Here is a 12564-nt window from a genome sequence, read left to right on the forward strand (position 1 = left end):
CTCGCCCTTTGCAAAGCTCATCATTCCTCATCTTTTAAAAGTGGGGTGTTCTCCGCTTTATTAAAGCGAGTTAAAGAAGATTAAATTTAAGGAAAAAACAATGAAATTTACAACAGAGCATGAAGCACTACGCCGTACTACACGTCAGTTTGTTGAGACTGAACTCAATCCTTATATTCCGACATGGGAAGCTGAAGGGCGATTTCCTATTCATGATGTGTTTAAAAAACTGTCGGATTTAGGTTTGCTGGGGATTTGTAAGCCTGAAGAAAATGGCGGATTAGGTTTAGATTATTCTTATAACCTTGTGGTTGCAGAAGAATTAGGGCGAGCCGCCTGTGGTGGCGTACCTTTGGCGATTGGTGTGCAAACGGATATGGCAACGCCTGCTTTGGCTCGCTTTGGTAGTCAAGAATTACGGGATGAATTTTTAACACCTGCAATTGCGGGTGAATATGTCGCTTCGATTGCTGTATCGGAAGTACATGCAGGTTCAGACGTCGCAGCCATCAAAACCACCGCAAAAAAACAGGGTGATGATTATGTGATTAATGGCAGCAAAATGTGGATTACCAACTCCCTACAAGCTGACTTTTTTTGCTTATTGGCCAATACCTCTGATGATAAACCGCATGTCAATAAGTCCATGATTATTGTTCCTGCAAAATCCACAGGTATCTCCTTCTCTGAACCGCTTAATAAACTGGGAATGCGTTCAACCACAACAGCAGAAGTCTATTTTGACAATGTTCGTGTACCACAACGCTACTTGGTGGGTGCAGAAGGTATGGGCTTTATGATGCAAATGATGCAGTTCCAAGAAGAACGAATGTGGGCGGCTGCCAATGCAATTGGTGGTTTGGAAAATGTGATTCAACAAACCATTCAATATACCAAAGAACGAAGCACCTTTGGACAACCGCTGATTAACAACCAATATGTACATTTTCGTTTTGCGGAGTTGATGACTGAAGTAGAAGCTTTACGTGCCTTAACCTATCGTGCCTGTGAAATCCACATTGACGGTGGGAATGCAACAGAAATTGCCTCTATGGCAAAACTTAAAGCAGGTCGTTTGACGCGAGAAGTTGCAGACAGTTGCTTACAGTTCTGGGGTGGAAATGGTTTTATGTGGGATAACCCCGCTTCTCAGCTGTATCGTGATGGCCGTTTAGGTTCGATTGGTGGCGGTGCAGATGAAATTATGCTTGGAATTATTTGTAAGTTGATGGACATCCTTCCATCTAAACGTAAATAACAAGGAGAATAAATATGGCACTTTCGCAATCTCTAACAACACAACAGTTTGATCGCAGTATTGAGCTTGAGCAAGAAGGTAGCATTTTAACCCTATGGCTTAATCGACCTGAGAGTCGCAATGCCATGAGTTTGAATATGGTCAAAGCGATTCAACAGGTGTTTAAAACGATTCAAGATGATATCTCCATTCGTGCAGTCATTTTACGTGGCAAAGATGGACATTTTTGTGCAGGCGGTGACATTAAAGATATGGCCCAACTGCGTGGTGAGGCCACCAGTGTTGGTTCTAATCAGCCTTATGTTGATTTCAATCGTCAATTTGGACATATGCTGGAGCAAGTGGATCAAGCGCCACAAACCGTTGTTGCAGTTTTAGAAGGTGCAGTATTGGGTGGCGGTTTTGGTTTGGCCTGTGTTTCAGATATTGCAATCAGTCTTGCCGATGCCAAATTTGGTTTACCTGAAACAGGATTAGGGGTTATTCCCGCCCAGATTGCCCCATTTGTGGTAAAGCGAATTGGCTTAACTCAAGCGCGTCGTTTGGCTTTACTTGGTGCACGTTTTGAGGGGCATACCGCATTGAAGGTTGGTGTTGTACATGAAGTGGTTGAGAATGAAAAAGCACTGGAAGTTTTATTGATCGAAACCATTCAGCAGATTAAACGTACCGCTCCGCAAGCGTCTCGTGTGACTAAAGCTTTATTGCATCGTACTTTAAATGAAGCTTTGACGCCTTTATTGGATGATGCTGCGCAGCAATTTGCCAATGCTGTGGGTGGTGAAGAAGGTATAGAAGGGACAATGGCCTTTATCCAAAAGCGTCATCCAAATTGGTTTGATGCATAAGTCTGACAATGCGGATCACTGATCTTGATTGAGATCGGTGTGATTCAACCAAGATAATCAAGTGAATATAAAACCAAAAATAGGGAAAACGAGAATGGCATTTTCAAAAATATTGGTGGCGAATCGTGGTGAAATTGCTGTTCGCGTGATGAAAACAGCAAAAGCAATGGGCTATCAGACCGTGGCTGTCTATTCAGATGCAGATCGTCATGCGCGCCATGTACAGCTTGCAGATGAGGCTGTATATATTGGTGCTTCAAAAGTTTCAGCATCCTATTTATCTATTCAAAATATTATCGACGCATGTAAAAAAACGGGGGCTGATGCTGTTCATCCCGGTTATGGTTTCCTTTCTGAAAATACCGATTTTGCAGCAGCCTGTGAGAAAAATGGAATTACCTTTATTGGCCCACCTGCACCTGCAATTGAATTGATGGGCAGTAAACGTCTGTCAAAAATTGCCATGATTCAGGCGGGTGTACCATGTGTGCCGGGCTATGAAGGTGATCAGCAAGATATAGAGTATTTAGAACAACAAGCCAATAAAATTGGTTATCCACTGATGGTCAAAGCTTCAGCAGGTGGTGGTGGGCGCGGTATGCGTCTGGTACAACAATCTGCTGATATTGTTGAAGCCTTAAAAACAGCGCGTTCTGAAGCAGAAAATGCCTTTGGTTCAGGTGAGCTGATTCTTGAAAAAGCTGTGATTGCTCCACGCCATGTTGAGATACAGGTATTTGGCGATACCCACGGCAATTATGTGTATTTATTTGAGCGTGATTGTTCGATACAGCGCCGTCATCAAAAAGTGGTTGAGGAAGCTCCATGTCCAGTGATGACCGAAAGCTTACGCCAACAAATGGGTGAGGCTGCTGTTGCAGCAGCGAAATCATGTGATTATGTCGGTGCAGGAACGGTTGAGTTTCTATTGGATCAATCAGGTGAGTTTTATTTCCTCGAAATGAATACACGTTTGCAAGTCGAGCATCCAGTAACAGAGCTGATCACGGGTTTAGATCTGGTGGAATGGCAACTGCGTGTGGCCAATGGTGAAACCTTGCCCTTACAACAATCTGAATTGACCTTATCAGGGCATGCGATAGAAGTTCGCTTATATGCAGAAGACCCACGCCAAGACTTCTTGCCACAGACTGGTCAAATACAGCGCTGGCAAGCTGCTGATTTACCCAATGTTCGAATTGATCATGGTTTGTTGCAACAGGATGAAATTAGTCCGTTTTACGACCCAATGGTGGCAAAAGTCATTGCATATGGTCAAACCCGTCAGGATGCCATTCGGCTCTTGGCGCGTGCTGTAGATGATTGCGTATTGTTGGGGGTGAATAGTAATAAGCAGTTTTTAGTGAATTTGCTTAGACACCCTATTATTGTCAAAGGCGACACCAATACCGCTTTTATTCAGGAACATTTCCAAACAGATGCCAGCTTACATAAACAAGCTTTGGGCTTAGAACACCTAGCTGTTGCTGCGGCACTGTTGACCAATGCTTCTAGTCAAAGCAGTTGGAATACCGGAATTGCGTTATCTTTACCTTTAAAACTCAAGCATGATGATCAGTTATTACAGCTTTTGGTGAAACGTGATCAAAACCAAGTGAGCGTTGAAATTTGTGGGCAGACACTTGGGATCAGCATTATTGGACAGCAAGCAGAAAAATTGATTTATGAGGTGGATGGTGTACGCCGTTCGATTGACTATGTCTTAGATGGAAATCAGCTGTATTTAGATGCGATAAATGGCAATATCAGCATTGAAAATACCACCTATGCAGCACCTGAAACTTCCGATGTCGCAGGCGATGGTCACATTCGCGCACCAATGGATGGTGCGATTATCAATATCTTGGTAAATGCGGGTGATACGGTGACTAAAGGTCAAACTTTGTTGATTTTAGAAGCGATGAAGATTCAGCAACAGATTAAGTCTGATGTGGACGGTGTCGTGAATGAGATTGTTGGGCAAGTTGGACAACAGGTAAAGAAACGTCAGTTGGTATTGAATATTCAGGCTTGATTGATCGGATTAAACGTATTGTATAGAGACTTAAAAACTTCAATATTCTCGTGTATTGGAGTTTTTTTGATTGCTGAAAATAATAAAGCATGTACATGCTTGACAGCTTTTTAGTCTATTGTTATTTTTCGGCAATTCTTCTCAATATGCGATCCACATGCCGATTGATGATGGCTTTGTTTATCAGCCTCCTTTAGATCCACTTGACATTATTTTTGAAGATAATGACTTTGTTGCCATCAATAAACCCGCAGGGTTACTTTCAGTTCCGGGGCGTTTGCCTGAACATCACGACAGCGCTTATTTTCGAGTATTAGCAATATATCCAAATGCCAAGATTACCCATCGTTTGGATATGGCAACCTCGGGCATTCTATTGTTCGCCAAACATCGTGATGCAGAAGTTGCAGCAAGTAAAATGTTTCAAGCGAGAACTGTTAAAAAAAATTATATTGCTTTGGTGCAAGGGCAAATCAATAGCAATGGTCGTGTGGATGTGCCTTTGATTACCGATTGGGAAAATCGTCCACGCCAGATCGTGCATTTTGAGTTAGGCAAACCCGCACAAACTTTATTTGAATCTGTAAGCTATGATGCTGAAAAGGATGTAAGTCGGGTGCTACTTACACCGATTACAGGACGTTCTCATCAATTACGGGTGCATATGCAATATATTGGGCATCCGATTATGCGAGATAAGCTTTATCATCCTACGCCGTTTAACACCGATTTAGCGCGTATGGCATTGCATGCAAGCTATTTGTCTTTTATGCAGCCTTTTAATAATCTACTGGTTGAGATTGTATCTGAGCCTGAATTTTAGCATTTGGCTAAATCAAAAAAGCCTGCAAAATTGCAGGCTTTGATCATTGAGAGGGGGATTAAACTTGGTTGTTAACATCATCATGTTTTGTTTCACGAATGGCCAAGAATGCCAACAGTGAAAGAATGGATGCTGCTGTCAAGTAGTAACCCACCGCTTGTAAGCCATATTTGGTTGCAAGTTCAGTTGCGATCAGAGGTGCAAAAGATGCGCCCAAAATACCTGCCAAGTTAAAGGTTAATGCTGAGCCTGTATAACGTACAGAAATCGGGAAAATTTCAGACAAGACCGTACCAATTGGACCATATGTCATTCCCATCAATGCTAAACCTACACATAAGAACAAGAACACAATTACGGTACTGCCAGACTCAAGCATACTGGCAAATACTAAACCAAAAAGTGCAGAGGCAATACATACCCCAATAGAGGTTGCTTTACGCCCAAACTTCTCAGCAAATACAGCAGAAAGCGGAATAAAAGCAGCAAAACACAGTGTTGCGACCAGTTGCATCTCTAAGAATTCTGCACGTGAGTAACCCAGTTGTTTGGTTCCCCAGTTGAGTGCAAATACTGTTGTGAGATAGAACACCACGAATGTACACACCGCAGCAATTGTGCCGAGGAAGAGCATTTTATAATGTTTGGTCACAACTTCTTTAAATGGAACATTAACTTCTTTTTGTTTGTCTAATACTTTTTGGAACGCTGGGGTTTCATGCAATTTTAAGCGAATATATAAACCCACAATCACCAATGCAGCACTTGCAAGGAATGGAATACGCCAGCCCCATTGCATAAAGTCTGCTTCAGACATCAATGCGCCAAGACCAAGGAATGAACCCGTTGCCAAGATAAAACCGATCGGTGCGCCCAGTTGTGGGAACATCCCATACCAAGCACGTTTGCCTTCAGGTGCATTTTCGGTTGCAAGCAGGACTGCGCCAGACCATTCACCACCAAGACCTAAGCCTTGACCTAAACGACAAAGTGCAAGTAATAGTGGTGCAACGATACCAATCTGTGCATAGGTTGGAAGTAGACCAATACACACTGTTGAAACACCCATGGTCAATAAAGCCGCGACGAGGGTTGCTTTACGACCAATACGATCACCTAAGTGACCAAAGATTGCTGCGCCAATAGGGCGGGCAATAAATGCGATGGCAAATGTTGCGAGTGATTGAATTGTTGCCGTCATCGGATCTGTACTTGCTGGGAAGAACAGATGCGGAAAAATGAGGACTGCAGCAGTTGCATAGATATAAAAATCGAAGAATTCGATTGTTGTACCTACAAGACTTGCGAAAAGAACACGAGCCTTTGAATTTGTTTGAATTTCTGGAGTAGCAGTAGATAATGACGCCATGGTGAACCTTACACTTTTAAAAGTAAAACGAGTCTTTAAAGCGTAATCTTTTTAAAAAAGGCGTAATTTCTTAAAAAAACAACGAGATCAACCCAAATTCACTCCATCAGGGTCACTGAATTTTGAGTGTCTATGAATTAAATGACGTAAAGATAGATTGCAAGGAAATGTGATCCTGCACCGACCAAAACAAATATATGCCAAATAGCATGAGTGTATCTTACTCTTTTTAAGGCATAAAACAATGCGCCTATTGTATATGCTAAACCACCAATGACCAATAATTTTAATGCTTCTGGTTTTAAATACTGTTGCATATCATCCATTACAAGCACGGCAAGCCAACCCATGACCAAATAAGCAATCAGTGAAATTTTTTCAAAACGATGAATGAATATTAACTTGAATAGTGTTCCAATGGCTGCGATGACCCAAAGTGCAATCAATAAATAATGTGCTTTTGCTGTTGGGATGGCAATTGCCAAAAAGGGCGTATAGGTTCCCGCAATTAAATAATAAATCGCGGTATGATCCAGCTTTTTATACCATTGGCGTTTTTTTTCATCGACAGAAAAATGATAAATTGCTGAACTGGAAAACAGTAAAATCATGCTTAGACCATAGACAAGCAATCCAAAAAATTGCCATCCATGAAGATAGTTGCCTTTAATCAGCATCAAAACAGTCGCTAGAGCAGCCAAAATTGCACCGAATGCATGACTCAACGCATTAATACGTTCTTCTTGTGGTGCATAGATGTGAATCAATTTATCTGTCGACATTGGATCTTATTATCCTAAAAATACAACTGTATAGTAATGGAGTTTTACCTTTAAAGTAAGACGTCTTAAAATAGGTAACTTAATTAATACGAGTTTTGATTATGTCCAATGTGGCAAGCTTATCTGTTCAGGAACAACAATTTTTTGATAGCGTACAGCAAGCTATTGATAATCAAAGCTTAGATCGTTTGATTTTAAGTCAGTATAAAGGAGAATTGGTTGATTTAGAGAAAATGACCTTTCGCGTCATTCAGCTACAGAATGAAACGGTTCTAAGCTGTCTATATCGTTACAAAACCAATGATATTACTAAAAACTATCCACTTATCCATGCATTAACCACGATTCAGGGGCTGGCAGAGGATTGTAAACAAGCCAATTTATTTACCCATGAGGCTGAAACGCAGCTGAAGAAAAATAAAAAGAAAGCCTTGCTGACCGTCAGTAAAAATAAGCTGGATAAAACCGCTAAAAACCAACAACAAGGGCATGATCGTACAAAACATCGTTTTGTCGATCAAGAAAGTTATTTCCTCCAACCGCTCGGTATTACCGATGCCAATGCACAGATTATTCCAAGCATGGCACGTAAGTGGAAGCAGATTAACAAATTTGTTGAAATCTTTTCAGGTGCTTTAGTGCATATTCAACAGCCAGAGATTTTAGCGCACGATGGAAAAACCAAAGATCAGGCTTTAAAAATTGTCGATTTTGGTTCAGGAAAAGGCTATTTAACGTTTGCTTTATATGATTATTTGGCAAAACAACATCAAACCCCATTTGTAACAGGTGTTGAGCTGAATGACAAAATGGTGAAATTTTGCCAAGAGGTTGCGCAAAAGTCCGATTTTAATCAATTGGATTTTTTCCAAGGTGATGTGAGAACGTATCATCCATCCCATTTGGATATTATGATCGCCTTACATGCGTGTGATGTTGCAACAGATTTTGCGATACATACAGGTATCCGTTTAAACGCTCAAATGATTATGTGTGCACCTTGTTGCCATAAAGAATTACGCCCACAATTGAATAGTCCACAAGTGTTACAACCGATGTTGCAATTCGGTATTCATGCAGGACAACAAGCTGAAATGCTGACAGATACCATTCGAGCTCTGTTGCTGAAAGCGTATGGTTATGAAACCAAAGTCTTTGAATTTGTGGCATTGGAACATACCAGTAAAAACAAAATGATTTTGGCAACCAAGCGTAAAGATTTCACTGCACCTGATCAAACAGTCTTAGATCAAATTCGTGCTTTAAAAGAGATGTATGGGATTCAAAAGCAATCCTTAGAATTATTATTGAATGATCAGTGGGACCAGCAAGACATTGGCGCTAAGTGCTAGCGCGTTGTGAGGAGAGAAAGCAGGTTTAACTGCTTTCTCTCTTGGTACTATTTAGATAAATTATTTTATTGCTGATTCATTTCATCAAGCTCAGCTTCGCTTGTGCCCGTGGTTTTTCGAGAAATGGTATCTGGAAAATATTGCGGATCATCCATTTCTGGAATCAATTGCTCACCCATTTTATGAATCAAGATACTGGTTTTTAATGTTTCTGTTGGGGCTTTAATCAGTAGTTCTGTTAGAAAGTCTGTTGCTTTAGCTGCAAATTGCGCATCACTTTCTTTGCTACCACGTTCAGGCATTTGAACATTGTCTAAATTAAGCACAGGGACTTTACAGGTTAACGGTACTTGAAAACTTTGACTATTTTCAATAATTTTACCATCTTGTTTACAGCTCTGATATGCAGCACTTTGAGCTTTCATTTGACGCTCAAATGCTGGCGCAACAATTTTAAAATCGCTGGCATTAAATTGTTCTTTGAGTATTTCCACCATTTTTTCAGATGCAGTGGCTTGTTTTTCGCCACTTTCATCGCGGTTTTTTTTAGCTTCAGCCTCTGAGATACCTGTAATTGCGGCACTCATTTTTAAATTAAGCTGATCTTGATTTGGGTCTTGAGAAAATAATCCAATCATGCTTTTTGAGATAATGTTCACACGATCTAGCTCGGATGTTTTTGCATAAATACTTTGAGTCGTCAGTAAAATTGCGCTATAAATAAATACTTTAAATTTATGATTTAGAAACATAATTATTCTACAAGTTTAGTTAAGTTGGTGAAAGTGAACGCATTGTCACTGTGCATTACATTAGCATAATTGCAAGAATGAAGGATCAATTTCTCAACCATTAGGATTTAAATAATGAGCCAATTTGTCATTCAATCTGGGCCGTGGAGTCAGCTTCAACACGATGCAAAACTGATTCGAAGCATGGTTTTTATCGAAGAACAAAACATCAGTGAAGCAGATGAATGGGATGAGCAGGATGCCATTTCATTACATTTTGTTGTATATGCACAAGATCAAGCCATTGCGACAGCGCGGTTATTGGAAAATAACAGTATTGGTCGAGTTGCTGTGTTGCAACAATATCGAGGTGAGGGGATTGGTAAACTGCTTATGCAACATATTATTCAAGTAGCAAAACAGCAAAATAGAGCATTTCTTCAATTATCCGCTCAAGTCTATGCAACGCGCTTCTATGAAAACTTAGGCTTTCAGGTACAAGGTGAAGAATATTTAGATTGTGAGATTCCACATATCGATATGGGGTTAAGTTTAAAAAATGACTGAATTGAAATAAACCCACATTGAAATAAGCCAAGATTGAAATAAACCAAGATTGAAATAAACCAAGAGAATCGATTTGCCCATGCTCAGTATAAAAACCCCGTTAATTCAATCTTTAGTTTTAAGCCAACTGAATCAATGTCAGGTGTGGTTAAAAATGGAAGCCTTACAACCGTCGGCATCATTTAAACAACGAGGCATTAGCCATGCCTGTCAAAAATATTTTGAGCAGGGTGCTCAGCGTTTTATCAGTTCATCAGGTGGCAATGCAGGATTAGCTGTTGCTTATACAGGTCGACAACTGGGTGTTCCTGTGACCGTCGTTGTTCCTGAAACCACAGCACAACGTGCGAGAGAATTAATTGCCCAGCAAGGTGCAGAAGTCATCGTACATGGCGCTTCATGGACTGAAGCCAATGCTTTAGCGCAGTCCTTATTAACACAGCATGATGTATTTATTCATCCTTTTGATCATCCACTGTTATGGGAAGGCATTATCCCGATGATTGATGAAGTCATTGCAGAAGGTGTTACTCCAGATGCGGTGGTCTTATCTGTGGGGGGAGGAAGTTTACTTTCAGGTGTTGCAGCAGGATTAAAAAAACATGGTTTAGCCCATATTCCAATTTATGCGGTTGAAACCCAAGGTACAGCATCCTTACATGCTTCGATTGTCGCTCAACAACATGTTGAATTGGATCAAGTGAGTGGTATAGCAACAACACTTGCAGCAAAAAAAGTCTGTCAAAATGCATTTGAAGTGAGCCAAGCACTTGAGGTTCGTAGTTTGGTGGTTTCAGATCAAGACACTGTAGATGCCTGTTTAAAATTTGTAGATGATCATCGTATTTTGGTTGAGCCAGCATGTGGTGCAACATTATCAGTGCTTTATGATCAGGCGATTCAATTTAAACCCGCTGATCAGGTCTTGGTGATTGTATGTGGTGGCGCAGGGATTACCCTAGAAACACTACAAGCATTCAATGGATAGATCGGATTGAATAGACAATCAATGATCATAATCTATTGATCCTTTAGCAAGTCTTTTCGATTTAGAGGATGGAGAGATGATTCAAGTTGTACTTTTTGATTTAGATCAAACCTTACTTGATCGCACCTCCTCCCTAAAGGCTTTTTTAAATTGGCAGGTAAATTTCTTCGAGCTGGTTGTGATTCAACAGAAACCACAATTTATTCAGCGTTTTATTGAGTTGGATAACAATGGTTCTGTATGGAAAGATCAGGTATATGCTCAACTTATTCAAGAGTTTCAAATATCCAGCTATTCGACACAAGCGCTATTAAAGAATTATATTCAAGACTTTAATAAATTTTGTCGAAGCTTTAGCGATGTTGATCTGGTTATTTATAGCTTGTTTAAGGCAAATTTTTCTCTTGGATTAATCTCTAATGGAAAGACGCCTTTTCAGGAAGATAATTTTAAAGCCTTAGGTTTAAGTGAGTATTTTTCGAGTGTGATTGTTTCAGAAGCTGTTGGACTGCGAAAGCCTCATCCAGAAATTTTCCAATTGGCATGTCAGCAGCTCGGTGTTATTCCTCAGCACTGCGTTTTTGTTGGCGACCATGAGATAGCAGACATTCGCGGTGCAAAAGCGTTGGGCATGAAAACGATCTTATTTGACCCTCAACAAAAAGTAACATCGACACAGGCCGATCATCGTGTAAAGTATTTTCAAGACATACTTAATATTTTAAAAATAAAATGAAAAGATTATATAAGCACGGTAGGGTAAAGTTTCAGGTTTTATTTTTATTTGGAGTTGTATCTCAATTCAGTGTATTTGCACAAGCCGAAACAGATAAACAACAACCGTTAGCCTATGAGTTGCAGGTAGAAACAAAGCCAAAAACTTATGATCCAGCGACACAGTCACGGATTCGGGTCTATCGAAAGGGTGCGACAAAAACTTTAATTCAACATTCATTTGATTGTGCAGGAAGAAAAGCTGGGATACGGGATTACTTAAGTGGAAATGGTGCATTATCTGCGCTAAAAGCGTATGCCAGAATCACCTTTAATATCGAAGAAGGGATGCCTCGTAGTGCGATTCAGAAAGAAGCTGAAAGCAATGCTATGCGAACTTACCAACTGATTTCTTATAAAGAGTTTATTTTAAATGCCGACCAACCTGTGAATTTATATGGTTTTGTATTTGGAGCGACTGATTCATCTCGGACAAATGCACAAGTTTTTGATCAATGTGTGGATGCTGTTGCTTCGTTCAGACCACAGGCTGGACACGATTATGAAATTTTAGGTAAATATCAAAATAACCAATGCCAATTTCAAGTATTTGATCTAAAAACCAATCAAGAAGTGACTGTGTCTGACAAGCTTTATGCATGCCCTGAAAAGTCATGGAAATTTTGGAAAAGGGATCAGTAAATGAAAAGTGCAATACTTGGTATTTTTTTGATGATGGGTCTTATTGTATCCAATTTGACTTGGGCATCTTATCTCAATAAATGTCTCTTAACGGTTAAAGTCTTAGAAGAAACTTCAACCATGACGATGGCAATCAATGGGCCACAAGGTGAGTTTGAAAAAAGTAAATTGACGATGTATATCAAAATATTAAAAGCTGAAAAGAATGGAAGAGCTGACAGTGGATGCCAATCACTGGTCAATCAACGCATGCGAATTACGATTGAACAGCCACCTTTGATCAGTTTAGTCAAAGGGCAAGTTGTACAAGTAGAAAGCATCACTAAGGATGCTTTTCCACAAGAAGGATATGTCACGCAATACAAGCTAAAAAACTAGTCTGTTGGGAATTTCGC

At 40.2% G+C, this 12564-nt stretch carries 13 protein-coding genes; 10 read left to right on the top strand and 3 right to left on the bottom strand.

Going from position 1 to position 12564, the window contains the following annotated elements; genetic code table 11:
* Window positions 1–100: 100 nt before the first annotated feature.
* The 4 genes from CQZ96_RS16665 to CQZ96_RS16680 all read left to right on the top strand — a co-directional run bounded on the left by CQZ96_RS16665 (window position 101) and on the right by CQZ96_RS16680 (window position 4964).
* Complete coding sequence (locus CQZ96_RS16665) at window positions 101–1258, top strand: acyl-CoA dehydrogenase family protein (protein WP_004724108.1); 1158 nt, start codon at window positions 101–103, stop codon at window positions 1256–1258.
* A gap of 14 nt (window positions 1259–1272) precedes the next feature.
* Entirely contained in the window at window positions 1273–2106 is an 834-nt protein-coding gene (locus tag CQZ96_RS16670; RefSeq protein ID WP_004724107.1) for an enoyl-CoA hydratase/isomerase family protein, read from the top strand.
* Between the two features lie 94 nt (window positions 2107–2200).
* A complete protein-coding gene (locus CQZ96_RS16675; protein ID WP_105714470.1) occupies window positions 2201–4141 on the top strand; it encodes an acetyl/propionyl/methylcrotonyl-CoA carboxylase subunit alpha in 1941 nt (646 codons plus the stop codon).
* A 157-nt stretch (window positions 4142–4298) separates the two neighbouring features.
* On the top strand, window positions 4299–4964 hold the full coding sequence (locus CQZ96_RS16680; RefSeq protein ID WP_004724105.1) for an RluA family pseudouridine synthase: 666 nt from the start codon (window positions 4299–4301) through the stop codon (window positions 4962–4964).
* Window positions 4965–5022: 58 nt separating this feature from the next.
* Here the strand turns inward: CQZ96_RS16680 and CQZ96_RS16685 are convergent, their stop codons facing one another.
* Complete coding sequence (locus CQZ96_RS16685; RefSeq protein ID WP_004724104.1) at window positions 5023–6333, bottom strand: MFS transporter; 1311 nt, start codon at window positions 6331–6333, stop codon at window positions 5023–5025.
* A 137-nt stretch (window positions 6334–6470) separates the two neighbouring features.
* Window positions 6471–7115 carry a PAQR family membrane homeostasis protein TrhA gene (gene trhA, locus CQZ96_RS16690; protein ID WP_004724103.1) on the bottom strand — a complete coding sequence of 215 codons (645 nt, stop codon included), beginning with the start codon at window positions 7113–7115 and terminating at the stop codon, window positions 6471–6473.
* A gap of 101 nt (window positions 7116–7216) precedes the next feature.
* On the opposite strand from trhA, the gene CQZ96_RS16695 reads away from it, so the two are divergent.
* Window positions 7217–8467, top strand: coding sequence for a class I SAM-dependent methyltransferase (locus CQZ96_RS16695; RefSeq protein WP_105714469.1), 1251 nt, complete (start codon window positions 7217–7219; stop codon window positions 8465–8467).
* A gap of 65 nt (window positions 8468–8532) precedes the next feature.
* On the opposite strand, the gene CQZ96_RS16700 is transcribed toward CQZ96_RS16695, so the two are convergent.
* Window positions 8533–9219 carry a hypothetical protein gene (locus tag CQZ96_RS16700; protein WP_105714468.1) on the bottom strand — a complete coding sequence of 229 codons (687 nt, stop codon included), beginning with the start codon at window positions 9217–9219 and terminating at the stop codon, window positions 8533–8535.
* A 114-nt stretch (window positions 9220–9333) separates the two neighbouring features.
* On the opposite strand from CQZ96_RS16700, the gene CQZ96_RS16705 reads away from it, so the two are divergent.
* The 5 genes from CQZ96_RS16705 (at window position 9334) to CQZ96_RS16725 (ending at window position 12547) form a co-directional block, all read left to right on the top strand.
* On the top strand, window positions 9334–9765 hold the full coding sequence (locus CQZ96_RS16705) for a GNAT family N-acetyltransferase (RefSeq protein ID WP_105714467.1): 432 nt from the start codon (window positions 9334–9336) through the stop codon (window positions 9763–9765).
* Window positions 9766–9844: 79 nt separating this feature from the next.
* Entirely contained in the window at window positions 9845–10753 is a 909-nt protein-coding gene (locus CQZ96_RS16710) for a pyridoxal-phosphate dependent enzyme (RefSeq protein WP_105714466.1), read from the top strand.
* A gap of 76 nt (window positions 10754–10829) precedes the next feature.
* The gene (locus CQZ96_RS16715) at window positions 10830–11489 is read left to right on the top strand and encodes an HAD family hydrolase (RefSeq protein WP_105714465.1); all 660 of its coding nucleotides are present in this window, start codon (window positions 10830–10832) and stop codon (window positions 11487–11489) included.
* Window positions 11486–12169: a hypothetical protein gene (locus tag CQZ96_RS16720; RefSeq protein WP_105714464.1), complete on the top strand. Its 684-nt coding sequence runs from the start codon at window positions 11486–11488 to the stop codon at window positions 12167–12169. Before CQZ96_RS16715 ends, CQZ96_RS16720 begins: the two co-directional genes overlap by 4 nt.
* A complete protein-coding gene (locus CQZ96_RS16725) occupies window positions 12170–12547 on the top strand; it encodes a hypothetical protein (protein ID WP_105714463.1) in 378 nt (125 codons plus the stop codon).
* The last annotated feature ends 17 nt before the right edge of the window (window positions 12548–12564 follow it).

Origin of the sequence: Acinetobacter sp. MYb10, assembly GCF_002980175.2 — a bacterium.
GTDB lineage: Bacteria > Pseudomonadota > Gammaproteobacteria > Pseudomonadales > Moraxellaceae > Acinetobacter > Acinetobacter guillouiae.

What these genes read in the sequence shown, in the direction of transcription:
- CQZ96_RS16665 (WP_004724108.1), top strand. Translation starts at nt 101, where the DNA reads ATGAAATTTACAACAGAGCATGAAGCACTACGCCGTACTACACGTCAG.
- CQZ96_RS16670 (WP_004724107.1), top strand. Translation starts at nt 1,273, where the DNA reads ATGGCACTTTCGCAATCTCTAACAACACAACAGTTTGATCGCAGTATT.
- CQZ96_RS16675 (WP_105714470.1), top strand. Translation starts at nt 2,201, where the DNA reads ATGGCATTTTCAAAAATATTGGTGGCGAATCGTGGTGAAATTGCTGTT.
- CQZ96_RS16680 (WP_004724105.1), top strand. Translation starts at nt 4,299, where the DNA reads ATGCCGATTGATGATGGCTTTGTTTATCAGCCTCCTTTAGATCCACTT.
- CQZ96_RS16685 (WP_004724104.1), bottom strand. Translation starts at nt 6,333, where the DNA reads ATGGCGTCATTATCTACTGCTACTCCAGAAATTCAAACAAATTCAAAG.
- trhA (WP_004724103.1), bottom strand. Translation starts at nt 7,115, where the DNA reads ATGTCGACAGATAAATTGATTCACATCTATGCACCACAAGAAGAACGT.
- CQZ96_RS16695 (WP_105714469.1), top strand. Translation starts at nt 7,217, where the DNA reads ATGTCCAATGTGGCAAGCTTATCTGTTCAGGAACAACAATTTTTTGAT.
- CQZ96_RS16700 (WP_105714468.1), bottom strand. Translation starts at nt 9,219, where the DNA reads ATGTTTCTAAATCATAAATTTAAAGTATTTATTTATAGCGCAATTTTA.
- CQZ96_RS16705 (WP_105714467.1), top strand. Translation starts at nt 9,334, where the DNA reads ATGAGCCAATTTGTCATTCAATCTGGGCCGTGGAGTCAGCTTCAACAC.
- CQZ96_RS16710 (WP_105714466.1), top strand. Translation starts at nt 9,845, where the DNA reads ATGCTCAGTATAAAAACCCCGTTAATTCAATCTTTAGTTTTAAGCCAA.
- CQZ96_RS16715 (WP_105714465.1), top strand. Translation starts at nt 10,830, where the DNA reads ATGATTCAAGTTGTACTTTTTGATTTAGATCAAACCTTACTTGATCGC.
- CQZ96_RS16720 (WP_105714464.1), top strand. Translation starts at nt 11,486, where the DNA reads ATGAAAAGATTATATAAGCACGGTAGGGTAAAGTTTCAGGTTTTATTT.
- CQZ96_RS16725 (WP_105714463.1), top strand. Translation starts at nt 12,170, where the DNA reads ATGAAAAGTGCAATACTTGGTATTTTTTTGATGATGGGTCTTATTGTA.